The organism is uncultured Tenacibaculum sp. (assembly GCF_947502995.1).
In the GTDB taxonomy this organism is placed as follows: domain Bacteria; phylum Bacteroidota; class Bacteroidia; order Flavobacteriales; family Flavobacteriaceae; genus Polaribacter.
Window position 1 is genome coordinate 39517 of the sequence record NZ_CANNBW010000004.1, and the last position, 26763, is coordinate 66279.

23 protein-coding genes are annotated in these 26763 nt (G+C 29.2%); 9 read left to right on the forward strand and 14 right to left on the reverse strand.

Translation table 11 applies throughout. From position 1 onward, the window contains the following. Positions 1–3 precede the first annotated feature (3 nt). On the reverse strand, positions 4–1221 hold the full coding sequence (locus Q1A46_RS04045) for an NADH:flavin oxidoreductase/NADH oxidase family protein (RefSeq protein WP_299674270.1): 1218 nt from the start codon (positions 1219–1221) through the stop codon (positions 4–6). 143 nt (positions 1222–1364) lie between these two features. Between Q1A46_RS04045 and Q1A46_RS04050 the strand changes: the two genes are divergently transcribed. Both Q1A46_RS04050 and Q1A46_RS04055 read left to right on the forward strand, forming a co-directional pair. Further along, the gene (locus tag Q1A46_RS04050) at positions 1365–2594 is read left to right on the forward strand and encodes a class I SAM-dependent rRNA methyltransferase (protein WP_299674273.1); all 1230 of its coding nucleotides are present in this window, start codon (positions 1365–1367) and stop codon (positions 2592–2594) included. Between the two features lie 41 nt (positions 2595–2635). Continuing rightward, positions 2636–3556, forward strand: coding sequence for an EamA family transporter (locus Q1A46_RS04055; protein WP_299674276.1), 921 nt, complete (start codon positions 2636–2638; stop codon positions 3554–3556). 246 nt (positions 3557–3802) lie between these two features. Here the strand turns inward: Q1A46_RS04055 and Q1A46_RS04060 are convergent, their stop codons facing one another. Then, a complete protein-coding gene (locus Q1A46_RS04060) occupies positions 3803–4618 on the reverse strand; it encodes a DUF1853 family protein (RefSeq protein WP_299674279.1) in 816 nt (271 codons plus the stop codon). 81 nt (positions 4619–4699) lie between these two features. On the opposite strand from Q1A46_RS04060, the gene Q1A46_RS04065 reads away from it, so the two are divergent. From Q1A46_RS04065 to Q1A46_RS04090, 6 genes are all read left to right on the forward strand, one after another. Further along, positions 4700–5842 carry a VWA domain-containing protein gene (locus Q1A46_RS04065; RefSeq protein ID WP_299674282.1) on the forward strand — a complete coding sequence of 381 codons (1143 nt, stop codon included), beginning with the start codon at positions 4700–4702 and terminating at the stop codon, positions 5840–5842. 3 nt (positions 5843–5845) lie between these two features. Then, on the forward strand, positions 5846–7309 hold the full coding sequence (locus tag Q1A46_RS04070; RefSeq protein WP_299674285.1) for an AAA family ATPase: 1464 nt from the start codon (positions 5846–5848) through the stop codon (positions 7307–7309). 65 nt (positions 7310–7374) lie between these two features. Next, positions 7375–8220 carry a class D beta-lactamase gene (gene blaOXA, locus Q1A46_RS04075; protein WP_299674287.1) on the forward strand — a complete coding sequence of 282 codons (846 nt, stop codon included), beginning with the start codon at positions 7375–7377 and terminating at the stop codon, positions 8218–8220. Positions 8221–8636: 416 nt separating this feature from the next. Beyond that, entirely contained in the window at positions 8637–9377 is a 741-nt protein-coding gene (locus tag Q1A46_RS04080) for a hypothetical protein (RefSeq protein ID WP_299674290.1), read from the forward strand. A 73-nt stretch (positions 9378–9450) separates the two neighbouring features. Further along, entirely contained in the window at positions 9451–10503 is a 1053-nt protein-coding gene (locus Q1A46_RS04085) for a sensor histidine kinase (protein ID WP_299674293.1), read from the forward strand. Then, a complete protein-coding gene (locus tag Q1A46_RS04090) occupies positions 10496–11269 on the forward strand; it encodes a LytTR family DNA-binding domain-containing protein (protein ID WP_299674296.1) in 774 nt (257 codons plus the stop codon). Before Q1A46_RS04085 ends, Q1A46_RS04090 begins: the two co-directional genes overlap by 8 nt. 324 nt (positions 11270–11593) lie before the next feature. On the opposite strand, the gene Q1A46_RS04095 is transcribed toward Q1A46_RS04090, so the two are convergent. The 10 genes from Q1A46_RS04095 to Q1A46_RS04140 all read right to left on the reverse strand — a co-directional run bounded on the left by Q1A46_RS04095 (position 11594) and on the right by Q1A46_RS04140 (position 22690). Beyond that, positions 11594–12913, reverse strand: coding sequence for a glycoside hydrolase family 25 protein (locus Q1A46_RS04095; RefSeq protein WP_299674299.1), 1320 nt, complete (start codon positions 12911–12913; stop codon positions 11594–11596). 106 nt (positions 12914–13019) lie between these two features. Beyond that, a complete protein-coding gene (locus Q1A46_RS04100; RefSeq protein WP_299674302.1) occupies positions 13020–14546 on the reverse strand; it encodes a hypothetical protein in 1527 nt (508 codons plus the stop codon). A gap of 132 nt (positions 14547–14678) precedes the next feature. Continuing rightward, positions 14679–15581 (reverse strand): tRNA (adenosine(37)-N6)-dimethylallyltransferase MiaA, encoded by a 903-nt coding sequence (gene miaA / locus Q1A46_RS04105; RefSeq protein WP_299674305.1) that lies wholly within the window; start codon positions 15579–15581, stop codon positions 14679–14681. Beyond that, on the reverse strand, positions 15581–16405 hold the full coding sequence (locus Q1A46_RS04110) for an ion transporter (protein WP_299674308.1): 825 nt from the start codon (positions 16403–16405) through the stop codon (positions 15581–15583). Before Q1A46_RS04110 ends, miaA begins: the two co-directional genes overlap by 1 nt. Before the next feature lie 22 nt (positions 16406–16427). Next, entirely contained in the window at positions 16428–17525 is a 1098-nt protein-coding gene (locus Q1A46_RS04115; RefSeq protein WP_299674311.1) for an exonuclease domain-containing protein, read from the reverse strand. A gap of 89 nt (positions 17526–17614) precedes the next feature. After that, positions 17615–18274 (reverse strand): YggS family pyridoxal phosphate-dependent enzyme, encoded by a 660-nt coding sequence (locus Q1A46_RS04120; RefSeq protein ID WP_299674314.1) that lies wholly within the window; start codon positions 18272–18274, stop codon positions 17615–17617. After that, complete coding sequence (locus Q1A46_RS04125; RefSeq protein ID WP_299674317.1) at positions 18274–19515, reverse strand: DUF1015 domain-containing protein; 1242 nt, start codon at positions 19513–19515, stop codon at positions 18274–18276. Before Q1A46_RS04125 ends, Q1A46_RS04120 begins: the two co-directional genes overlap by 1 nt. A 3-nt stretch (positions 19516–19518) precedes the next feature. Next, positions 19519–20460, reverse strand: coding sequence for an NAD(P)-dependent oxidoreductase (locus tag Q1A46_RS04130; RefSeq protein ID WP_299674320.1), 942 nt, complete (start codon positions 20458–20460; stop codon positions 19519–19521). A 92-nt stretch (positions 20461–20552) separates the two neighbouring features. Next, the gene (gene serC, locus Q1A46_RS04135) at positions 20553–21617 is read right to left on the reverse strand and encodes a 3-phosphoserine/phosphohydroxythreonine transaminase (protein ID WP_299674324.1); all 1065 of its coding nucleotides are present in this window, start codon (positions 21615–21617) and stop codon (positions 20553–20555) included. Between the two features lie 11 nt (positions 21618–21628). After that, complete coding sequence (locus Q1A46_RS04140) at positions 21629–22690, reverse strand: acyl-CoA reductase (RefSeq protein WP_299674327.1); 1062 nt, start codon at positions 22688–22690, stop codon at positions 21629–21631. A 71-nt stretch (positions 22691–22761) separates the two neighbouring features. Between Q1A46_RS04140 and Q1A46_RS04145 the strand changes: the two genes are divergently transcribed. Next, positions 22762–23112: a 4Fe-4S dicluster domain-containing protein gene (locus tag Q1A46_RS04145; RefSeq protein WP_299674330.1), complete on the forward strand. Its 351-nt coding sequence runs from the start codon at positions 22762–22764 to the stop codon at positions 23110–23112. A gap of 48 nt (positions 23113–23160) precedes the next feature. On the opposite strand, the gene Q1A46_RS04150 is transcribed toward Q1A46_RS04145, so the two are convergent. Beyond that, positions 23161–23904: a class I SAM-dependent methyltransferase gene (locus tag Q1A46_RS04150; RefSeq protein WP_299674333.1), complete on the reverse strand. Its 744-nt coding sequence runs from the start codon at positions 23902–23904 to the stop codon at positions 23161–23163. A 68-nt stretch (positions 23905–23972) separates the two neighbouring features. Then, positions 23973–26723, reverse strand: coding sequence for a TonB-dependent receptor (locus Q1A46_RS04155; RefSeq protein ID WP_299674336.1), 2751 nt, complete (start codon positions 26721–26723; stop codon positions 23973–23975). Between the last annotated feature and the right edge of the window lie 40 nt (positions 26724–26763).

Below are 26763 nucleotides of genomic sequence, written 5' to 3' on the forward strand. Positions count from 1 at the left end.
ATATTATTTTCTAGTCAGTTTAAACTTAAAAATTAAGAAAAGATAATTAAAGAATACAGACCAAGCACTTAGTTTTAAATTTGGTTTTTTACCTAATCCTAAACGTTTTATTTGCGCTTCGTACCAAATAATATTCATCATTCCATCAATACCTTTCACACCAGTTTTATTGATGTTTACTCCAAAGTTAGGTCTACTTTCTTCTAAAATCTCATTTCCGATATTAGGAAACAAAGTAAAAGGACGCGCTAATCCAACTACGTCTAGTTCTTCAGATGCTATCGCTTCTTGCATTACAGAAACAGTTCTAAAACCTCCTGTTAACATTAATGGAGTTTTAGTTATAGCTCTTGCTTTTTCAATATAATCAATAAAATAAGCTTCTCTTTCTTTAGTACTTTGCTTACGATTTCCCATCATCATTGCAGGAGCTTCATAGGTTCCACCAGAAATTTCAATTAAATCAATTCCTGCTTCAGAAAGTAGTTCAATTACTTTCATAGAATCTTCTTCACTAAATCCACCTTTTTGAAAATCAGCAGAGTTTAACTTAATTCCAATTGGAAAATCTGCACCTACTTGTTTTCTAATTTCTTTATAAACATCCAATACAAATCGTGCTCTTTTTTCTAAACTTCCTCCCCAATCATCTTCACGAACATTAGTGTAAGGTGATAAAAACTGACTTACCAAATATCCATGAGCTCCATGAATTTGAACTCCTCCAAAACCAGCTTCTTTTAAAATCAAAGCTGTAGTTCCGAAACGTTTAATAATATCTTCAATTTCTTCATGCGTTAAAGCTTCAGGAATTTTAGTTGTCGCTTTTTTTCTTCCTTTAGATTTTAAAGGAATTGCAGACGGAGCTTTTAAAACACTATTAATTTGATCCATCGCTTGTCGCCCAGGATGATTAATTTGTACCCAAAGTTGTGTATTCGTTCCTTGCACAGAATTTGCCCATTCTTGTAATTTTTCGAAGTGACGTTTGTCTTCTACAACTACATTCATAGGTTCACCAAGAGCTTTGCTATCAATCATTACATTACCCGTAATTAATAATCCAGAACCGCTTTTTGCCCATTTTTTATAAGCATTTATTAAAACTGGTGTTGGTTCGTGAGTTTTATTAGATAAGTTTTCACTCATTGCAGATTTAGCGATTCTATTAGCTAATACGGTTCCATTAGGAAGTGTAAGTTGATCTTGTAGTGTAGTCATTGGGTCGATTAAAATAGTATGTAATTTACTTAGTTCTTAAAAATACTTAATACATCTAAATTACTTAGATATAAAATGAAAAAGTTTTGAGAATAGTTTTTATGAATACCTATTTTTGCAGTTCATTTTTTAGTGAATGATTTATGAAGTTTAGTGAACACATTGTATCTAACTATAAACCAAAAAATCTTGCTGTAAAACTTTCTAGCAAAGGAGAGCAGCATGTGATAAAAAAGCATCCTTGGGTATTTTCAAACAGTATTGAAAAGATTAGCAATGAACCTAAAACTGGAGATTTAGCTATTATTTTTAGTAAGAAAAGAAATAAGGTTGTTGGCATTGGTTTGTATGATGCAAATTCGCCAATTCGAATAAAAGTTATTCATAATGAAAATGAAAAAGCTACTATAAATGCTGAGTTTTTTCAGACTAAAATTGAAACAGCTTACAACAAACGCCAAAAATTATTAGAAACGAATACCAATAGTTATCGACTCATTTTTGGTGAAAATGATGGTTTTCCATCTTTAATTGCTGATGTATATGCTAGTGTTTTGGTAGTGAAATTGTATTCTGAAATTTGGTTACCTTTTTTACAAGATATATTACAAAGTTTACAGCAAGTTTCTAAAGCGGAAACTGTGGTGATTCGTTTAAGTAGAAATGTAGAGAAATCTACCAATCATAATTTGAAAGATGGAGAAGTAGTTTACGGAGTTTTAGAAGATGAGGTGGTACAATTTGTAGAACATGATGTGAATTTTTCTGCAAATGTGATTAAAGGACACAAAACGGGATATTTTTTAGATCACAGAGCAAATAGAAAACGAGTAGGAGAGTTGAGTAAAGGAAAACGTGTTTTAGATGTGTTTTCTTATGCTGGCGGATTTTCGGTTCACGCATTATGCAATCAAGCAAAAGAAGTAACGAGTTTAGATATTAGTAAACAAGCTTTACAAATTGCCGTTGAAAACGGAAAATTGAATAATTATTCAGGAGTACATAAAACTATTGCTGGTGATGCTTTTGAAGAATTACGAAAGTTGATTCAACAGAAAGTAAAGTTTGATGTTGTTGTTATTGATCCACCAAGTTTTGCGAAACAAGCTTCAGAAATTGATCTTGCAGAGAAAAAGTATAAGCAACTAGCGAAATTAGGTGTACAACTTACAGCTAAAAACGGATTACTAGTTTTGGCTTCTTGTTCATCTAGAGTTGTTGCTGAGACTTTTTTTAGTATTAATGAAGAAACATTAAAAGTATCAAAAAGAAGATTTAAAATAGATGCTAAAACTTATCACGATATTGATCATCCAATAGGTTTTCCAGAAGGTGCATATTTAAAATGTGGCTATTATCAATTTTTAGATTAATTTATTCAATTTGATATTAGAATAAGCATTACCTTAGACCAATGAACAGACAACAACTACTTATTCTATTATCTTTTTTTTCAATTTATTTTATCTGGGGTTCCACCTATTTATTAAATAAAATTGCAGTAGCAGAATTACCACCTTTATTTTTAGCGTCTATTCGTTTTGGAGTAGCAGGAATATTGATTTTAATTATAGCTAAACTTTTAAAAAAGTCATTAAAAGTTACTAAGAGACAATTATTAAACTTAACAATAGCCGGATTTTTATTTCTAGTATACGGAAACGGTGTTTTTGTTTGGGCGTTAAAGTATGTAGATAGTGGTTTTGCGGCATTATTAGCTTCTACACAACCATTATTTGTTTTATTCTTACTTCGTTTAATTGATGGACAAAAAATGCAGCGAAAATCTATTATTGGTGTTTGTTTAGGTATTGTAGGAATGTATCTTTTAGTTAGTCAGAAAACAATTGCTACTTCAGAAGGTATGATTTTAGGGATTTTTATGATTCTTTCTTGTGTATTAAGTTGGAGTTACGGGAGTGTATTTGTTTCTAAAGCAGATCTTCCTAAGAACTTTTTTGTTAGTACTGGTTATCAAATGACAATAGGAAGTATTTTATTAATTTTTTGGAGTCAGATTTTTGGAGAAGATATCAATACAATTTATTCAATAAGTAATAAAGTGCAATGGTCGATAGTAATGTTAATCGTTTTTGGAAGTATCATAGCGTTTACTTCATTTAATTATTTATTGAAAGTTGTATCACCAGAGAAAGTATCTACTTCAGCATATGTTAATCCAGTCATTGCTTTGTTATTAGGTTGGTATTTTTTAGGAGAAAAACTTACGAATCAGTCAATAATAGCTTCTTGTGTTTTATTAACAGGAGTATATTTTATTACTTCAAGAAAAAGAATTACCAAACAAAAAGTGCGTCCATCTCAAAAAACATAACAAAAAACTTTTCGATTTAAGTTAAAATATTTCGTGTGAGGTAGGGATTTTTAAAAGTGAGTTGTAGTATATATATAATCCACTAAATTTTTTTATTGATATGAACACGAAAAAAGTTTTGAATTATGCAATGTATACTGCAATTACGGTTACAGTATTATGGGGAACATTTTTTTTAATGGTGAAACACTTTAAAGATTTACCAATTATATAAAAGTATATATTCCAATTGCTTTGTAGGTGGGGTTACCACCAGACTATGAAAACTTTGTATAGCTCGCCATTATTTTTTTTCAACCAGGATAATGGAGAGCTTTTTTTATTTAAAAATAGTGCTAATTTTTCTTTAAAATCTTTAAAAGATAACCAATCTACATTGTAGTGTGGTTTTACTAACCAATTGTGTTTTGTTGGGATAAAAAACTTACAATCATCAAATAAATTTAATTCTTTTTCATAAATATAAAATCCTTCAATACATTCGTTATTAATAACAGGAAAATCTTTTTCTAAATCATTTATATGAGGAAATAATTGAGCTTTAAAAAGTACTTTCTGATGAATGTCTTTTACATTTAAATTATATTTCTTTAAGGCTTCAATAGTTTTTTCATGATACAATAATGGAAGTTGTTTATGAATTAATTTTTCATATTTCTGATAAAAGCTATCATTTCTGTTGGGGCCAATCCAATGTTCAATTTCAGAATTTCCCACAGAAGAATCATATAAATAAAACTTGTAAATGATTTCTAAATGATGAGGTATATTGTTTTGTAAAAGTATACAATCAAGTTCTCCTACAGTTATTTTATCATTTTGTATTTGTAGATTTTCAGTAATAATACTAACAGTTTCATTTTCATTAAGTTCATTAAAAACAAATTGTTCAACTAATTTTCCTAGCCTAGGATTATTATCAATCTTAAGTTTAAATAAACTAGTGTAATTATACTGATAGTCATTAAATTGAGTTATTTTATTTAAAGTATTAATCCATAGAGTGTTAGTTTGTAAATAACCTTGATATTGTAATTGTATTTCTTTGTTTTTAAAGTGCATTAATGTTAAAATAATTCTAAATAATAATACTTATGATTTTCAAACTTGGTGTAAAAATACAAATAGCCGTATTTTTATAGTATGATTAATCAGTTTAAAAAAGGACTGCGTTTTGAAAAATTTCAAGAAAAGCAGATTCCGCCATTCGACAAACTTTTTGATATTTTCAAAGAATTGATCACATACACTTCTGGTGATTTCGATGAAGCTTTCGAATGGTTGAAACAATTAGACAAAGAATATAAATTAACCACGCCTGAATATACTTTAGATGATTTCCTTGAAGACTTAAAGAATAAAGGTTATATCCGAGAAGAGTTTGATGATCCAAAAGATGGAACAGGAAATGGTGATGGGAAATTAAAAATCACTTCTAAAACAGAACAAGCTATTCGTCAGAATGCGTTAGATCAAATTTTTGGTAAACTAAAAAAAAGTCGTCTAGGAAACCATAAAACGAAAACCACTGGACAAGGTGATGAGCACACAGGAGAACTCAGAAACTTTCATTTTGGTGATGCTTTAGATCGAATTTCTATGACAGAGAGCATTAAAAATGCTCAAATTAATAACGGAATAGGTAATTTTTCACTAACTGAACAAGATTTAGTTGTAGAAGAAACCAATTTTAAAGCTCAAATGAGTACGGTTTTAATGATAGATATCAGTCATAGTATGATCTTATACGGTGAAGATAGAATAACACCGGCTAAAAAGGTAGCAATGGCTTTAACAGAGTTAATAAAAACACGTTATCCGAAAGATACTATCGATATTTTAGTCTTTGGAAACGATGCTTGGCCAATCTCTGTAAAAGAACTTCCGTATTTAAAAGTAGGTCCATATCACACAAACACTGTAGCAGGTTTACAATTGGCTATGGATATTTTACGAAGAAAGCGTAATACCAATAAACAAATTTTTATGATTACCGATGGTAAACCTAGTTGTTTACGTTTACCAGACGGAACATATTATAAAAATAGTAATGGTTTAGATAAATACATTGTAGAGAAATGTTATAACATGGCTTCACAGGCAAGAAAGTTACACATTCCAATTACCACATTTATGATTGCTCAAGATCCATATTTGATGCAATTTATCCGTCATTTTACACAAGCAAATCAAGGAAAAGCATTTTACACAGGACTTAAAGGTTTAGGAGAAATGATTTTTGAAGATTATGAACAAAACAGAAAAAAAAGAATACGAGGAATATAAATTATGAAGTATACCGAAATAAAAACATTAGGCGCTTTAAAAGAAGCAGGTTATAAATCGATTTCTATTAAAGATGAGTTAAGAAATAATTTAATTAAAAAACTAAAAAATCAAGAAACTGTTTTTGAAGGTGTTTGGGGTTACGAAAACTCAGTAATTCCAGAGCTAGAAACAGCTATTTTGTCTAAACATAATATCAATCTCTTAGGATTAAGAGGGCAAGCTAAAACCAGATTAGCTCGTTTAATGGTTACTTTATTGGACGAATACGTTCCTGTTGTTGGAGGTTCAGAAATTAATGACGATCCTTTCAATCCTTTATCTCGTTTTGCAAAAGAGTTAATTGCAGAGCGTGGAGATGATACACCTATTACATGGTTACATAGAGATGAACGTTTCTTTGAAAAATTAGCAACTCCAGATGTAACTGTAGCAGATTTAATTGGAGATATTGATCCGATCAAAGCCATGAACTTAAAATTGAATTATGCCGATGACCGTGTAATTCACTTCGGAATGATTCCAAGAGCAAATCGTTGTATTTTTGTAATTAACGAAATTCCCGATTTACAGGCTCGAATTCAAGTTTCTCTATTCAATATACTTCAAGAGGGAGATATTCAAATACGAGGCTTTAAATTGCGTTTACCGCTAGATATTCAGTTTGTTTTTACTGCAAACCCAGAAGACTATACAAATAGAGGTAGTATTGTTACACCTTTAAAAGATAGAATTGGATCACAGATTTTAACACATTATCCGAAATCAGTAGATATTGCAGAGAAAATTACAGAACAAGAAGCTAAAATTTTACAAGGACAAAAAGACACTGTTTACGTACCTAAATTAGCTAAAAGATTAGTTGAACAAATTAGTTTTGAAGCCAGAGAAAGTGAATATGTTGATGTAAAAAGTGGCGTAAGTGCTCGTATGAGTATTTCGATATTTGAAAATTTATTGAGTACAGCTGAACGCAGAAGTTTGTTAACTGAAGATGATAAAACATCAATTCGATTATTAGATTTCTTTGGTACAATTCCTGCAATTACAGGAAAAATAGAATTGGTATACGAAGGTGAACAAGAAGGAGCAGATGTTGTAGCGCAATCTTTAATTAGCAATGCTGTAAAAACAATTTTTGTTGAACTTTTCCCAGAAATCAAAAAGCTAAAGAGAGAAGATGAGGAAACTCCTTATGATGGAATTTCTCAATGGTTCTATTCAAAAGATGCAATTGAATTGTTAGACGATATGGACGATGCTTATTTCAAAGAACAGTTAGATAGTATAACGCCTCTAGATGTTTTAATAAGTAAATATCAACCAGAATTTCCTAAAGAAGATTTATATTTCTTAAAAGAATTTATTCTTTGGGCTTTGTCTGAATATAAAATTTTAAATAAAGAGCGTTTTACAACTGGTTTTCAGTTTAATGATCCTTTAGCAAATTATATCAGAGGAATATAAACTCAAACACATAAAATTTTAAATAGCTCGGTATTGTATCGAGCTATTTTCTTTTAAATTTGACTATGAAATTATTTAAACTTCTTTTGATTTTATTACTTATTGTTTCGTGTAAAGAGACAAAAAAACAGAATATAGAAGCGAATGTGCTTAAAAATGAGTTTCAAAAAGATAGTTTAGTGGTATCTATTCAGAAAATATTAGATAGAGAAAAGTTGAAAGGTTCAATTCTTGTTTATGATACTCAGAAGAAAACTTATTATTCCAATGATTTTGATTGGGCTAAAACAGGGAAATTACCTGCATCAACTTATAAAATTCCAAATTCAATAATTGCTTTAGAATTAGGAATTGTAAACAATGATAGTACGCTTTTAAAGTGGAACGGTGACTCGAGAAGATTAAAATTATGGGAACAAGATTTAACCTTTAAAAAAGCATTTCACTATTCATGCGTACCATGTTATCAAGAGATTGCTAGGAAAATAGGAGTACAACGAATGCAAGATTATGTGGCTAAGCTAGGTTATGGTAGCATAGAATTAGATTCAACTACAGTCGATAATTTTTGGCTTCAAGGAAACTCAAAAATTACACAATTTCAACAAATTGATTTCTTACGTCGTTTCTACAATGTTCAATTACCAATAAATAAGAGAACTAATATTATTATGAAAAGAATGATGATTATAAATGATAATGAAGTTTATAAATTAAGTGGTAAAACAGGTTGGTCTATCGTAGGTGAAAAGAGTAATGGATGGTTTGTAGGTTTTGTAGAACAGAATGATAATGTGATTTATTTTGCTACAAATGTTGAACCTTTAGCAGAATTTGATATGAGTTTATTTCCAAAAGCAAGAAAACAAATAACTATAGAAGCTTTGAAGAGTTTACACTATTTAAAATAAAATAAAATAAAAACTCACCAAAATCATAGCGCTTTGGTGAGTTTTATACAATCCCTAAACAAACTTAAAATTACATCTTCCTTTTCTAGCAATTTTTTTGATTTCTAATTCATTTTTTTTAATCAACTAATTATTTTCTTTCTCGATTCAAATGTAGTTTACAGGTATAGTTTTTACAATCTATATTGAGTGAAAAGAGCTTTTTATTGAGTAAATGATATTGAATAATTAGTGTAAAATAACTCTATTGGTATAAAAGGAACTATGAGTATTATTGAATTACAACGCTTAGTGATTTTTGTTCTTTTGTATTTTTCCTTAGTTCTTTTAAAATTTTCCTGTATTCATTAGGAAGTCATTTCTCAAACTTTATGATCCAAGTAGTTTTGAAGTGTAATTAATAAAAACTAAACACAATGAGAAATACAAATAAAGAACTAATCTTTTTAAGAACATTTGCAATTACAATAGCTTTAGGAATTATAACATTTGCTTCGTTAGCTTTTAAACAGTTCGGTATCAATAAAAAATTTGGTACTATAGATGTTGAACGAATTAATATTGTAGAAAATGATGGAACAGTAAAAATGGTTATTACCAACGCAAATCATTTTCCGAGTAAAGGAGATGAAGTGAATGGAATAGTTTATCATAAACGTACAAAAAGAGCAGGAATGTTATTTTATACAGAAGATGGTAAAGAATGTGGTGGATTCATTTATGATGGAAATAAAACAAAAAAAGGCCATAGTTCTGGACTTTCTTTAACTTACGATCAGTATGATGGAGATCAAGTAATGCAGTTAATGACTACAGATAATAAAGTAGGAGATAAGCGTTTTAAATCTGGATCATTAGTTTTTAATGATCGGGGAGATTATGAAACTCATGCAAATACCAACAAAATCAATGAGGAGTTAGAGGCAATTAAAGACCCAAAAGAACGTAGGAAAAAATTTAAAGAATATTGGAAAAAAGGAATGATAGGCTCAGTTAAAAGAGTAGCTTTAGGACAAACTCCAGGGAGACAAAATGGATTATTTTTATATGACGATAAAGGAAGACCAAAAGCAAAGTTTGCAATAGATGAAACAAATAATGTTAAGTTAGAAGTTTATAACGACAAAGGTGAAGTAGTAAACTCTTGGCCAAAATAAATCAGTTTAATATTTGGGGGTTTTGCAAACAGGGAAATAAATTCTTGTTTGCAAATTCCTATATTTACCAAGCATGAAAACATTGTATTTTTTTAAAGAAAATAAAGGATTTCTTCTTTTTTTATTTTTTTTCTGTTGGGTGTTTGTTCTAAAAAATAGTATTGGTAACGCAAATTCATGGGAGGATTTTGTTTTTCATTTAGATGCACCTATTTGGATATTTATTCAAGGAGTACTTATTTTTTTATTGACAAACTTTATTAAGCGAAAATTTTACGATTATAAACTAAATAAAGCTTCTTCTGTAAAGAAATATTTTCAATTCTTTTTAATAAGTTTTGTTCTTTATATGATTGCAAAAAACTTATTTGGTCTCTTAATTTCGTTTGCTTTCGATACGTTTTCAAGAAATTTCGGAAATTCTTTTATGATAACATATAAGCTTTTTAATCAGGCTATAGATTTTATCATTTTTGGAGGTATTTCTTTGGCGTATTTATATTCTAAAGAAAATAATGAGTACAGGAAACGATTAAATGCATATGAAATAGCCAATTCTAAAAGTAAAATTCAACAACTTAAATCACAACTTAATCCACATTTTCTTTTTAATAACCTTAATGTTTTAGACCAATTAATAGAAGAAGATCAAGACAAAGCTTCCGATTTCTTAAGGAGTTTTTCTGAACTTTATCGTTATGCGTTAAATAGTGCTGAAAATGAATTAATTTCTATTGATGATGAATTAAGGTTTACTCAAAATTACTTTGAGTTAATGAATCAAAAATATGAAGGATATTATAAGCTGAATATAACTGATAAAATCAAAAAATCGAATATTGTTGTTCCTCCTTTTTGTTTACAAGTATTAATTGAAAATGCAATTCTACATAATTTAGGAACTGCAAGTAACCCTGTTAATATTCATGTTGATTTAGTAGAAGATGGAGTTGAAGTAAGCAACAATAAAATTGAATTGAAACATAAGAGAAAGGGAAATGGAGTTGCTTTAAAAAACTTAAATAAACAATTTGAACTTTTAACAAATACAACTATTAGTATTATTGAAAGAGAAAGTGATTTTACAGTTATTTTACCACTTATTAAAATAAATAGCCATGATTAAAGTAGTAATTATTGAAGATGAAGCTCCAGCTAGAAAAAAGTTGAAAAGATATTTAGAAAAGTTAGATGAAGTTGTAGATGTTGTTAAAGAGATTGAAACTGTTTATGAAACAGAAATATTTTTAAAAACTTCACCAGATATTGATGTAATTTTTTCTGACATTGAGTTAAGAGATGGAAATGTTTTTGATGTTTACAATCAAATTAATGTAGATTTTCCTATCATTTTTGCTACTGCTTACGATCAGTTTTGGATGAATGCTTTTGAAACTAGTGGAATAGAATATCTATTAAAACCTTATTCATATTCGCGTTTTGAAAAAGCATGGAAAAAATATCTTGCTCTCATCAATAAAAAAGAAGTTGATCATAATGATATATTTAAGAGGTTAGACGCTTACTATCAGGCTAAAGTAAATATAAAACCAGCATATAAAGACTATATATCGGTTAAATCTAATAATAACGAAATATACTTTTTAAAGGTAGCTGATATCATGTTTTTACAATCAGATTATGGTGTTGTATTTGCTGTCGATGAAAGAAATAAAAAACATTTATTAAATCAGGGAACTTTAAAGGAACTAGAAGAACTGTTAAATCCTACTGAATTTTTTAAGATTAATAGAAGTGAAATAATTAATAGAGTTTTTGTTGAAAAAATAAGTAGATACACTAAAAATACTATAGCTATTCATATAAAATCACATGTGTTAAAAACTAGTCAAAGTAATACTTCTGCTTTTAATTCTTGGATGGGACTGTAGTGTAATTTTAAAAATAAAATAAACCCCATCAAATCATAGCTTTTTGATGGGGTTTATAAGTTTTAAAGAAACAGAAATTACATTTTCATTTTTCTAATTTTTTGTTTTTAGATTCATTTTTCTTTAGCAAATTTCTTCCTTTTCTAGCAATTTTTTTTGTTTTCAATTCATTTCAATTTTACTTTTCTTTTTCAAAAGATTAAGTTGTTTTTCTTTCTCAATTCAAATGTATAACGATTGTTTCTTTACTACAACCGGTATTGAGTGAAATGGATTTTATATTGAGTGAAATCGACAATATAATAAGTGAGTGAAAGTAGAAAACTATTTTTCTAAGTAAATATCTAAGTCTGTAGCCTTAGTATTAATTTTATATGTAGGTGATTTTTGCCAAATAGTCCAACCAGTTTCTTTCCAAACTTTCGGAATAATAGGAGATTTAATACTAATGTAATCAGCGACCCATAACGGATATTTAGCAAATGTTTTATCTGTCAAGTGTCTGTTGGCAAAAAAATAGCTACAATAGATCATTGGTGTTCGACCAGATAAATTTTCAATAGTATTCAAAAAAATAAGTAATTCAGATTCTATATTCTTTAAGTTTGCATTTATGTTAGAAGTTTCAATATCTACAATAGGTGGGAAGTCTTCGCGATTAACATCTTGTATTTGTTTCCAAAAGTGAATGGCTTGTTTTTTAGGATTATCTTCAATTACATAATAATGATAAGCTCCTCTTTTAAATTTTTTATTTTTAGATTCTATCCAATTTATATGAAACTTCGGATCAATATAAGTTAAACCTTCTGTTGCTTTAGAAATCACAAAATGAATGCTATCAGGAAGTTTGTTTTCTAAGATATTACCATTCCATTTAGAAATATCTATTCCAAATTTCCTTTTTACACGATGAGTTTTAGTTTTTTTATTGGTATTTAAAACTGGGGTTTGATTTATTTTTCGGTGAATCTTTTGAATAGAATTTTGGATTTCTTTATTTGATTTATTTACATCTGTATGTAACCATAAAAATGCTATAAATACCACTAGAAGGGTACAAATAACTTCAAAGATTCTTTTTTTATAAAAAGGCTTTTTCTCTTTTTCAGGATTAATATCGTTGATAATATTTAAAATCTTATCTGAAATAACAACATTACCCATTACATTTTTTATGACAAAGTGACTATCGTTAAATTGAATTCCTTTATAAATAATTTCATCTTTAACATTTTTTATTTCTTCAGGTTTATCTGTGTAATCACCATTGTCGTTTAAGATGATTTTTTTGCTTTCTATTTTAATGTCATTAAAATCATTATTTAAAACAAATATTGGGTTTTTAACAAAATGCTGTTTTCTAAATATTGAAATAATTCCATTAGAATTAAGGTACTCTAACAAAGCTAATAACTGACTAAATTCAACTATTGCTTTTTTTTGATTAATGGGGTTGTTATAAATTTTATTAGTAAGAAAATAAATAGCATATTGTTCTCTTAATTGAACAATTAAAGTTTTCCCTTTTTCTTTAGAAAAGAATATTTTCTCAAGTAATTCTTTCAAATTAACAATACCATCTCTACGAAAAGAACTGATTTCGTGTAATAGTTGTACTTCAAAGTCATTAAAACTTTTCATAGAAGAGTAGTTGTAATTTGTTTGGTTATATTTTCTTGATTTTAAAACAGTATTCAAGAAATTGAATCTTGAATACTGTTTATGGTATTAATAGTGTAGTGTTTAATTAAGAATCTGATTTTCCATCATTACCAGAAGTATTATCTGTAGCAGCATTATTTTTAGTAGATGCTTTTTTAGAAGAACCAGTATCATCTGCGCTTCCTGCTTCATTATATCTATTAGGATAATATTTAGCTAACCAAGCTCTTGCAATTTCCGATTGTGTGATTTGCTTTAAATAATAATTAATTGGAACTCCTAAATTTTCACCTCCAGCAATACATTTATCTACATAATCTTCCATTGCAGTCATCATGGAGTTTGTATCAATCACTTTATTTTGTCCATCATCAATTTCTGCTACACCACTTAAAGTAGCTTTAATTGTCGCATTTTTTAAAGTGATCATTTGCTGTCCAGTTCTGGCAGCAGCAGCACCTTCGGCGATTGTATTATTAGCACTTGCTGTAGCTCCTTGTAATGTAGCTAACTCTTCCATTGTTTTAGCAGGATCAAAATCAGAGAAACTTTGTACTGCCATTTTTACTTGATTTGACTTTATAGATGGAATAATTCCCATAGTAATTAAAGTCGCATGTGAAGTTACATTTTGTGTGCTTAATAAGTTTTTTGCACTATCAGAGAATGTAGAACTAACACCAAAAGAACCTGTACCAGAAGCAAACCAACCTCCAATATCAAATGTTTCTTGCATAGAAGCAGCAATTGATTCCATTCTTTGACTTGATTCTGATTGTGTAGTATTTAAAATATGAACCATTCCTACAAATGAAGAACCATAAGTTGCCCCTGAAAGTATTGAAAAAGAAGGGTTATTTTTCATATCTGATTTTGCTTCTATTGCAGCAATTGAAGCGGCATTATTTGTATTTATCTTATTACTTGGATACATAGCATTCCAAGATCTAACAGCTTTATCTACATCTAAAACATAAGGCGCAAAAACTTGAGCGTTTTTGTGAGTACATGTAATTGTAATAACTAATGTACCAGCAATACTATGTCTTGAAAATTGACTATTTACTTGTTCTTGAGCAGTTGCGCTAGCTTGTGATGACTGCCCTTCACCGAAAATACTTAGTGATTCTTCTACGAAAGAAGCAACTGTTGCGGCATGACTCGCTGAAGTTTGAGAATTTTGATCGTAAGAAAAATATTGACTATTCATCTGTAAAGAATCACTAGAAATTGGCATTTGTTTTAATTGACTTTTGTTGTAGTCAATAGGGCTTTCTACAGATTCGTTAACAGCATTCATTTTAGCTTTTAAAGGTTGAATTGCCTTTTCTGATTTAATTTTTGCTAAACCATAAGCTATTGCAGCTTGTTGAACTTGTTTACCTATTTGTTCAGATTCTTTAATTAATTCATCTGTGTTAATTCCCATACCCATTGTTTCTTGTATGGTCATATCAACACTTCTTTTTAAAGAAATAAATGAATTTAATTCACTTTCAGCAGCATCTGCTGGTGCTTGAAGTTTTGAAATTTGAACTATATTTTCTAGTTTTTCTTTTGAAACGATGTTTCCTAAAACAAGAGACGGATCGTAAGGAATGGTTGATGGCATAACTTGTAATTTTAAGTTTAGATATACTATAAAATTACTTCTCAATTCATAAAAATATAGGTTGAAATAACTTAAAGGACTTTATTTAAGGAACGAGTGTCGTATTTAAAATCATCAGCGTAGTTAAGTGAATTAAACCATATTTTCATTGATGATATTAATGATTTTTTGCTGATCATCTTTAAAATCAAACCAAATAGTTTCTGTATCTCTTTTAAACCAAGTTAATTGTCTTTTTGCAAATCGTCTTGTATTCTTTTTAATTTCAGAAATTGCAAAATCTAAATCCCAGTTTCCATCAAAATATTCAAAAAGTTCACGATATCCAACAGTTTGTAAAGCATTTAAATCTTTATGAGGATATAAAGCTTTAGCTTCTTCTAATAAACCGTTTTCTATCATAATATCTACTCTTTGATTTATTCGATCGTAAATAATTTCACGATCAGCAATTAATCCAACTTTAATAGATTTAAAATTTCTAGGTTCTTTTTCTTTATTGATGAAATAGGAGTAAGGTTTGTCGGTACCAATACATATTTCTAAGGCACGAATAAGTCTATGCGGATTATCAATTGCTATTTTTTCGTAAGATTTAGAATCCAATTCTTTTAACTTTTCTTGTAAAGTTTCAATGCCATTTTCTTCAAGCTCTTTAGATAAATTTTTTCTGATTTTTGAATCTACATCAGGAAAATAGTCTAAACCTTTTAAAACAGCATCAACATATAAACCACTTCCTCCAACCATAATTTGAGTTGGATTTTCAGTGAATAATTGATTAAGTTTTTTAATGGCATCTTTTTCAAAACTACCAACATTATAATCTTCAAAAACACTTCTATTTTGAATAAAATGATGTTGAGCAGCTTCTAATTCAAAAGGTTCAGGAACAGCAGTTCCTATAGCCATTTCTTTATAAAACTGTCTAGAATCACATGATAAAATATCACAATTAAAGTGTTTTGCTAATTTTATACTTAGTGCAGTTTTACCAATTGCTGTTGGTCCTACGATAGTGACTAATGTATTCATTATTCGTGTAGCTTATTTCCACAATGATAACAGTAAATAGCATCATCATCATGGCCTTCTGTGGCGCAATGAGGGCAAGATTGTGTATTTAAATCTAATTCAGTTTTCTTTACGATTTCTGAAGAGACAATTCCTGTAGGAATAGCAATTATAGCATAACCCAAAATCATAATTGCACTAGCTATAAATTGTCCTAAAGGAGTTCCAGGAGCAATATCACCATAACCAACAGTTGTAAGTGTTACTATGGCCCAATATACACTTCTAGGTATACTTGTAAAACCATTTTCAGCTCCTTCAATTAAATACATTAATGAACCTAAAATGATACAGATAATTAATACAAAAAATAAAAAAACTGAAATTCTAGCTAAACTAGCTTTTATTGCTTTTGCTAAATGATTAGATTCTCCTATAAATCGTGCTAATTTTAAAATTCTAAATACACGTAATAGTCGCAATGCTCTTAAAGCAACTAAAGTATTCGTACCTACAAAAATTACGGAAAGATATTTAGGAATGGTAGATAAAAGATCGATGATACCATAAAAACTAAAAATATATTTTGAAGGTTTTTTAATAGAAATAATTCTCAAGATGTATTCTATAGTAAAGAGTATTGTTATTACCCATTCTGATATATTTAGAACATAACTGTATTTATTATTAATGGTACTTACACTTTCTAACATAACAATAGTTATACTAAAAAGGATAGCTATTAAAAGAATTACATCAAAAAGTTTTCCTTCAGGTGTATCTGCTTCATAAATAATTTCATGAAGTTTTTGTTTCCAGTTTCTTTTTGTTTTTTGAGTACTCAAAGCAGTTATTATTTGAGCAATATTACAAATTATTTTCTAGTTCGTATCGTACAATTTTATCAGCATTATTAGTGGTTAAATAATTTTTGATAATTGTTTTAGCTAACATTTTATTTTTAACTGGAGTTAGAATATTTTTAAGTATTTCAATTTTATTTGTTTGATAAGACAAATTGGTGTAAGCATGACCAATAACTTCATTATTTTCAATTAAAATTACAGCATTTTCTTCAGGAATTCGTCCTTTGGAAATGATAATAAAATGATCATGACCAAAATTTTTCTCAGTCATTTTTCTTTTACGAATAATGTTATATTTAGGTTTTAAAGTATCTAGTTGTAAATAATACTTTAAACGTGTAAACAATTCATTTCCTGTGTTTTCATAGGTGATAGAATCTACTTTGTCTTTTATTTTTAAGGCACGTTTTGATTGCTTTAAGAATAACTTATTGGCTTCAAAACGAATATTTTTTCCTCTACCAATAAAAATTACATTTCCTTCTTCATTATGTACATAATAAATACCTTCTTCTTCTGGTAAATCATCTAAGATGCTTTTTATCTTTAATTTATGATTTCTATTATCTACATATTTTATAGTGTGTTGTAGTATTTTTTTCTCTTTATCTTTTTCTAAAAGAAGCTGAAATAATTTTACAGTAGCTAAAGCATCACCATTTGCTCTATGCCTATCTGTAACAGGAATTCCTAAATTTCTACATAATTTTCCTAAACTGTATGACGGTTGTTCTGGAATTAATTTTTTACTTAATGAAACTGTGCATAATGTATTTCTGAAGTAATCATATCCTAAACGGTTAAATTCAGTTTTTAACATTCTGTAATCGAAGGCAGCATTATGAGCAACTATGATACAGTTTTCTGTTATTTCTACAATACGTTTGGCTATTTCATGGAATTTGGGTGCGTTACGAAGCATCTTATTGTTGATTCCTGTTAAACTAACAACAAACTCTTGTATTTCCTTTTCAGGATTTACTAAAGTTATAAATTGATCAACTATTGAATGACCATCGAACTTATATACCGCTATTTCGGTAATTCCTTCTTCGTTAAATTTTCCACCAGTGGTTTCAATATCTAAAATTACATACATGCAAACATCTCTCCCGTTAAAAGTTTAGTAATATTAAGGAATTATTAAAGGCAAATATAAGAAAACCAGTTTAGTATTTTAAATAGAGGTTAAATGTTGTAATTTCTAGCTCCAAAAATAGAGCTACCAATACGAACCATTGTACTACCGCATTCTATGGCTAACTTATAGTCGCCGCTCATTCCCATCGATAAAATAGAAAAATTAGGATTTTTTTCTTTTAATTCACTATACAATTCGTGTAATGACGAAAATTCTTCTGTTAATTGATCTTGATTATCGGTAAAAGTAGCCATTCCCATCAGACCAACAACTTTTACGCTGTTTAAGTTACTAAATTCTTTTGAATTAAGAATATTTTTGATTTCATCGAACGGTAATCCGAACTTAGTTTCCTCTTTTGCTATACGAGCTTGTAGCAAACAATTAATAACTCTATTGTGCTTTTTAGCTTGTTTATCTATCTCTAAAAGTGTCTTAAAACTATCTACTCCATGAATCAAATCTACAAAATGAGCCATATATTTCACTTTGTTTCTTTGCAAATGACCAATCATGTGCCATTGAATATCTTTTGGTAGTTCATCGTATTTTGCTACCATTTCTTGAATCTTATTTTCACCAAAAATTCGCTGACCAGCTTCATAAGCTTCTACAATATCTGAAGATGGTTTGGTTTTAGATACTGCAACTAATGTAACTTCTTTTGGAAGTTTACTTTTTATTTGATTAAGGTTATCTTTTATCATTACAAGATTTCATAAATTGTTAAAGCACTTCTTAGTTTTGGTTCTATATAAGTCGTTTTAGGCGGCATTACTAAACCTTTGTCTACTATGGTTTTTATTTCTCCAATAGAAGTTGGCATCATCCCAAAAGAAACTACAAATTGTCCGTTATCTACTTTTGTTTTAAGTTCTAAACTATCTGATTTATCTTGAGAATAAATAATTTTAGAATCGTCTCTAATATCTTCAATTCCAAGAATAGGTTTTAAAACTGTTCGAAACAAAATCTCAGCATCTAATTCACTTAACTCATCAGTAAATTCATGAGCCGATTTACGTAAGTACAGCGCATAAAATTCACCTTTTAAATACATACTGAAGTGATGCTTTTCTTTTGGTTTGTATAGTTCCTGACCTCTTTTTTCTATTCTGAAATAGGTGTCTAACTCAATTAGAAATTCATCTGGTGTTAAACCGTTTAAATCTTTAATGAATCTATTGAATTCATATATACTGAGTTGACTTTCAGGTAGTAAATAACTCATGAAAAAGTTGTAATCTTCTTCACCTGTGTGATTAGGATTTTCTTTTGCTAAGTTCTTAGCTAAAATACAAGATGATGTTGTGCGATGATGTCCGTCAGCAATATAAAGAGTTTCTATGTTTTTAAAAGCTTCAGTTAAACTTTCAATATCTGATGGAGAATTTATTAGCCACAATAAGTGAAGATCTTTATCAGACGTCGTAAATTCGTATTCTGCTCTTTCCTTTTGATATTTTTTTATAATTGCTTCTATTTGATCATTGTCAGGATAGGTGAGGAGCACTGGCTCTGCATTAAATCCTGTGTTTTTTAAATAATTTTCAAATAGTAATTCTCTTTTTCTTAACGTTCGTTCATGAATTTTGATCACATTATTGTGATAATCTTCAGTAGATGTGGCAGCGATTATTCCACTAAATGATTTTCCTGAAGATATTTTTTGATATACGTATAAAGATGGCGTTTCGTCTTGAGTAAAAACGTGAGCTTCTTTAAATTCTAAATATCTATTATGAACTAATTTAAAGCGTTTTTCACCAGTAACATCTTGTATATGATATTTATATCCAGGATTTACAACATGTAAAAAAGTAAATGGATTGAATGCTAGTTTTGCATTCAATTCACTTTCCGGATAAGTTTCATAAGATTTAGATGAAACCAATGCAACTTTATCTCGAGTTGGTCTTACCGCTTTAAATGGTTTTATTTTAGCCATATATTATGATAGTAAATTAGCAATTTGATTTGCCAATTCGATACTAATTTTTTCTTGTGCTTCGTTTGTAGCTTTAGCAATATTAGGTGATAATGATAAATTTGGATTCATTAACAATTGAATCTCAGGATTTGGCTGATTTTCAAAAACATCTAAAGCTGCATAGCGAACAGGACCTTTATCAATTGATTCAATTAAAGCTATTTCATCAACTAATCCACCTTTCACACAATTAATAATAATTGCACCTTCTTTTACTTTTTTAAATTCAGCTTCTCCAAGTTTAAAGTTGTCAGAATTTAAGTGTACAGTGATAAAATCAGATTCTTCTATTAACTCATCAAAAGGAATACTATTGAATTCAAAATTAATAGTTTGTCCATCAAAAAACTCTAATTCAAGGCTAGTTTCCACAATTTCAGGATCAGAGAAAACAACTTTCATTCCATAACCTAAAGCTATTTTAGCAGTAGCTAAACTAGAATTGTTAATTCCAATTAAACCTAAAGTTTTACCGTTTAATTCAACTCCTTGATATAGTTTATGTAATCCTTTAAAGTTCATATCACCTTCTAAAGGCATTTCTCTATTTGCTTGATGTAAGTTTCTTGCTAAACCAGATAAATGAGCAAAAATTAATTCGGCTGTAGCATTAGCACTTCCTTCTTTACTATCAACTACTTGTAATCCTTGATCGATAGCATATTGTACATCGATGTTATCCATTGAACCACCTGAAGCGATTAACTTTAAACTCGGACAACCATCAATTATTTCTTGTTGAATTTGTGTGTTGTTTTTAACTAAAATTGCATCAATAGCATTATCATTGATATAATTTTCTAGTTGTTCTTGAGCAACTTTAGTAATAATTACTTCAAATCCTTTGCTTTCTAAAATATCAACTCCTCCTTGAGTAATTCCTTCGTTTACTAATATTTTCATTTTATAATTTAATTCGTTTTCTACGTCAAATTGAAATTATTTCAGTTTCTCTAAATCATAAGATTCTGAAACTAGTTCAATATGATATATTTTTATGCTTTTCTTTCTAGTTCTTTCATCACATCTACTAATGCTTGTACACTATATAAAGGCAAGGCATTATACATGCTAGCTCTATATCCGCCTACAGAACGATGACCATTTATACCATTTATTCTAGCTTCTTTCCACATAGCATCAAAGCGAGATTGTAAATCTTCATTAGCTATAGTAAATGTAGCGTTCATAACACTACGATCTTCTTTAGCTACGATTCCATTAAACAGAGGATTCCTGTCTATTTCATCATATAAAAGTTTCGCTTTTTTATTGTTTACTTCTTCAATAAAATTAATACCACCCAAATCTTTTAACCATTCTAATGTTAATATAGAAACATAAACTGGAAAAACAGATGGTGTATTAAACATACTATCTTTTTCTACGTGAGTTTTATAGTTTAACATAGATGGTACTTCTCTACAAATACGATTTAATAGCTCTTCTTTAATTACAACTAAAGTTGTACCAGCTGGCCCCATGTTTTTTTGAGCTCCAGCATAAATTAAGTCAAATTTTGAAAAATCTAGTTGGCGAGAAAAAATATCTGAACTCATGTCACAAATTAAAGGAACATCAGTTTCAGGAAATACATTCATTTGTGTACCATAAATAGTATTATTACTTGTGCAGTGAAAATAATCTACATCGTTAGGTATACTATATTCCTTAGGAATGTAGGTGAAGTTTTTATCTTGTGAAGAAGCTACTTCAACTAAATCTCCGAAAAGTTTTGCTTCTTTAATCGCTTTGCTGCTCCAAGTTCCTGTGTTTAAATACGCTGCTTTTGTATTTAAAAAATTATAAGCTGTCATTAAAAATTGAGTACTAGCACCACCTTGTAAAAATAAAGCTTGATAACCTTTGTCAAGTAAATTAAGATGCTCTAAAGCTAGTTTTCTTCCTTTTTCTATAACCTCAACAAAAGGTGCGCTTCTATGGGAAATTTCTATTAATGATAAATCATCATTATTAAAATTTACAACAGCTTCAGAAGCTTTTTTTAATACTTCTTCTGGTAAAATGCATGGTCCAGCGCTAAAATTGTGCTTTTTCATTTAAATTAAATTTAGAGGTTTGATAGAAAGTTTAATGTATTTACACCATCGGCATAATCCCATAAATTAGGATGTTGTGTTTGTCCGAAAGAAATTTCATTTTCAATAAAATCTTTAGCAACAACACATTGTATTTTTTCTCGATCTTCGTACAGTTTGATTTTTAAATCATCTGAGTTTTCATAATATTCATAAAAAACAGAAGCAATAGGAGAAGCGTAACTTTCATCTTCTTTAATCATTAAGAATCCATTTTCAAGAATATCAAATTCACTCATTAAATATACTGCTTTATTGTAATCGTAGTTGTTAGCATACTTAGCATTATTGATAATATCTTGTTTATTGTACATTCCTTTAAAGAATTGGTCGAAATCATATCCTTTAGGAATAAATAATTTAGAAACAGAACGACAACCCAATCCGAAATAACGAAAAACATCTTCACTTAAATTTGTATAATCTTCTTCATTTTCATGACCAGATATTACAGCTACAGAGTTTCTATTTTTACGAATAATATTAGGCTTGTCTTTAAAATAGTATTCAAAATATCTAGCAGTATTATTACTTCCAGTAGCAATAACAGCATCAAAATTTTCTAGTTTTTCACTAGTAAATGTAATTTTGCCTTTGAATTCATCATTACAAAACTCAAGATATTTAGCTATGAAGGGTAATAAATGTTTATCGTTAGTTGAAAGTTTAGCTAAAACAGCATGACCAGAAATTAACACAGAAAGGAAATCATGAAAACCAACCAATGGAATATTACCCGCCATAATTATAGCAACAGTCTTACTAGAATCATTATGTAACGATTCGTTTTTTATCCATTGCTCGATATTCTTTTCAGTTAAAGCGTTTGTCCAACTTTCACAGGTAAATAATAGGTTTTCTTTAGTAAACCAGTTGTTATTTTCTTCTGCCAATTTTAATTGATGTTTAAATCCATCAAAGAAAATATCATTGAATTCAACTGTATCATTTTTTTGAATTTCATTTCTAGAAAATTGACTTAAGAAGTTTCCTAATTTTATAAAGGCTTCAACACGATTTCTGATTTTGTCCATTTAAATTGTTTCTAAATTAAATTGGCTTTATTTTTGCGTCAGCAAAGTTACAAAACTGAAATAGATTAGCTATGGCGATTATTATAACAGATGAATGTATAAATTGTGGTGCTTGTGAACCTGAGTGCCCAAATACAGCAATATACGAAGGAGCAGAGGAGTGGAAGTATGCAGACGGTACAGATTTAGAAGGAAATATAGTTTTACCTAATGGAAATAATGCAAATGCAGATGAAGATCAGGAGCCAATTTCTGATGAAATTTACTATATAGTTGCAGATAAATGTACAGAATGTAAAGGTTTTCACGAAGAACCTCAATGTGCTGCTGTTTGTCCTGTTGATTGTTGTGTTCCAGATGAAGACAATGTAGAAACAGAGGAAGAGTTGTTAGGTAAACAACGATTTATGCACAACGACTAAATTCTAAATTTTAAGAATTTTAAAACCCAAGCACTTAGTTTGGGTTTTTTATTGTTTTTGCGCAACTATTACATACGTATCAAATGCGTAACTTTTTCTATCTATTATTTCTAAAATTTCAAAATTATTCAATTCTAAAAATAATTGCCATTCATTTATTGTAAATGCACGGACTTCAGATTGATCATCGGTAAGTAAAATGTGACTTTGATCCTTTATTTCATAATATTTAGCATCCCATTGAAACATAAAATTCTCTTTGGTGATCTTTGGTTTCATAAAACTAGTTCTGGAGTACTTTTTATTTTTGGTTTCAGCATTATGAGTAATTGTTTTACCGTCTTTTATTAGTTTAAAAAAACGATTTGCATCTATAAAATCGAAGCAAAATATTCCTTTTTTATCTAGATGGTTATAAATGTTTTTAATAGCTTTTTGTACTGAAACATTATTCAATAAATAGCTAGTAGTTCTAGCTGTAATTAGTATACTTTTAAAAGTTTTATTTAAATAGAAATTGGTCATATCACCTTTAAGAAATGTACCTGTTGGATTTCTTTTTTGCGAAAGTAGAACCATATCATTACTCAAATCCATCCCGTTATAACCAATTGAAGAATGGATAAAATGCTTAGCTAAATGACCAGAACCACAACCAATTTCTAAGACATTTTCTTTATGATATTTTTTTATGATTTCTGAGTAGAATTGAAATTCTTCTTCATAATTGATAAAGGTTTGATACATTTCGTCATAAATGTTTTCAAAACCGTTTGAATATAAACTTTGCATAATCAGTTTTAAAAAATAAAAAAATGCTACTTCATAAAAGTAGCATTTTTAAGTTAGAGGGATTATTACTAGAACCTATAATTAACTGATAAATTAAATAAAGTTCCTAATTGACTAAAATGGTAACCATCATAAGTCATTTGTGAATAACGCTGATTAAACGTGATTAAGTTAGATTCGTTTTGAATTTGAGTTAAACCTGTTGAAGTAATTGCTGTACTATTAATAATATCTTGACCTGCTTGGTTTTCTGCAACAAATTCCCATTCTGGTAATACATTAAAAATGTTGTTGATGTTAGCAGCGATTGTAATATTCTTAGTTGCATTATAGCTAATTCCTAAATCTGTTACGATTTTAGGAATAAATTCAGTTCTTAAATTAGAATCTAAACCAGCTTGATGAAATGTAGTTTTACCGAAGTACGTATTTCCTAAGTTAAAATCGAATTTTTTAATTGTGTAGTTAGCGCCTAAAATCCATTTTGTTTGCGGACGAGAAGTAAATAACAAAGATTCTTGAGTTTGATCTACTAAAAGACTTCCATTATTATCAGTTCTTTCATTATCAATTGTATAGTTTCCTGATAAGTTTAAACCAAGTTTTCCTCCGCCTAATTCAATACCTTTATACCCCACAACTACATCTATTCCAGATGTTCTTGTATCTATTGCATTAGAGAAGAAACTTAATGTTCCTAAACCTAATCCTAAACCACTATAATCGATCTCGTTACCTAACACAATTCTATCATCGATTTGAATATTATAATAATCAATAGTGAAGCTTAGGTTTTTGATTGGTTTAGCACCAAAACCAACAGTAAAGTTTGTAGATTCTTCTGCCTTTAATTTAGGAACTCCTAATTGACGAGCTTGAGGAGAAACGTTGTTTACTAAACCAACAACTTGAATTCCTTGTCCAGCTACAAAAGAGAATTGAGATTTTTGCGTATAAATTTGATGTAAAGTTGGAGCTCTAAATCCAGTAGAAACAGAAGCTCTTAATGTATATTTATCATCTAAGAATTTATAACGTGAACTTGCTTTCCAAACGAATGTTGTACCAAAGTCACTATAATTTTCAGCTCTTACAGTTCCTTCAAACAATAAATCTTTAGTTGCATCAAAAGAAGCACTCACATATCCACCAATATTATAACGACTAAATTCTCCTGAATTTTCTGGTCTGTTACCAGCAAAAGAATCAGCACCAATTCCTTCATAAGAAGCTAATTGTCCTTCAAGAATATCAAAAAACTCTCCTCTTACCTCTGTACCAATTGCAAAAGATAATTTATCGTTAATGATTTTTGAAATATCAATATTTCCTACAATATGATTAAAAGCTGTTCCACCAGGTTGAAAACTAATAGGACTATTTTGTCTGTATACATAAGCTCCGTTATCATCTAAGATTTCAGCTCTGTTGTGTGAGTTGTTTACTAAATACGTTTGTCTGTTTCCACCAACAGTAATACTTGCATCAGTATTCCATCCGTTTATTTTTCCTTTTAAACCTAAAGTAGCGTTATAATCACTTAAATCACCTTCAAAAGTAGGTAAGTAACCATCATAACCATTTCCATTAAAAGATGTTCCTAAAGCATCTGTGTAACTACCAGTAGTAGCAGGATTACTTCCAGGGAAGAATAAACCTAAGTAAGGAAAATCTTGAATATCTCTCCAGTAAGGTGTTCTGTAATTCGCAAAACTGTTTACTTTTTTATAGATATAAGCAGCATTAAAATATAAGTCTTTGTCTTTAGAAGTTTTAAAACTACCATTAATTAAGAATTTTGCAGCACTTGTTTCAGGAGAACCATTTATATTTCCAGCATCAGGTCTTCTAGATAAGAATTCACGAACATCAGTTAAAGTCTCACCTGGTCTAGTACCACCAAAATCTGCAAATTCACCTTCAGCACTTACAGTTCCAGGTCTATTAGCTAAGGCAGTTTTAGAAACATCTATAGTATAATTAATAAAACCTTTATCATCACCTATTTCATCACCGCCGTTAATACTAACACCTATCATTTCTCCATCACCTTCACCAGTAATACCAGCTCTAAAAGTTGCAGAAGAAGCAGCGTAATCATCTTTTAAAATAACGTTCATTACACCAGCAATTGCATCAGAACCATATTGAGCAGATGCTCCATCTCTTAAAACTTGAATTGTTTTAATAGCATCGATTGGAATTCCTGAAATATCCGCACCTGTTTCACCACGACCTGGAGAAGTTTGAGTATACAATAAAGAACTTAAGTTTTTACGTTTTCCGTTAATCAGAATTAAAGTTCTACTAGGTCCCATGTTTCTAATTTCATAAGGATCTAATAAAGATGTTGCATCATTAACTGGAGTTTGAACAGTGTTAAATGATGGTATTTTATATTGTAATGTTTTGTCAAAAGTTGTTTGCCCTGTAGATTGTAATTCTTTAATTCCTACGATATCAATAGGAAGTGGACTAGCAATATTACTTCTAACTGGAGTTCTAGATCCTGTAATTACAACTTCATCTAATTGTACACCATCTTTTAAAACAATTGTAAGATTTGTTTTTCCGTTTACAGCTACTTCAGTAGTTTTAAAACCAGTAAAGCTAACAACTAGTGTAGCATTATCAGCAACTGTAAGTTCGAATAGTCCGTCAAAATTTGTAGAAGTACCATTGCTGGTTCCTTTTTCTACTACGCTTGCTCCAGGTAAAGGTCCATTGGTTGAATCTACAACTTTACCGGAAATTTTTGTTTGTGCATACATTACTCCACAAATAAGAGTAAGTAAAAAACATAATTTTGTTTTCAGCATAATTAAATGAATTAGTTTATTTTAAGTTTTTATTTGTTAA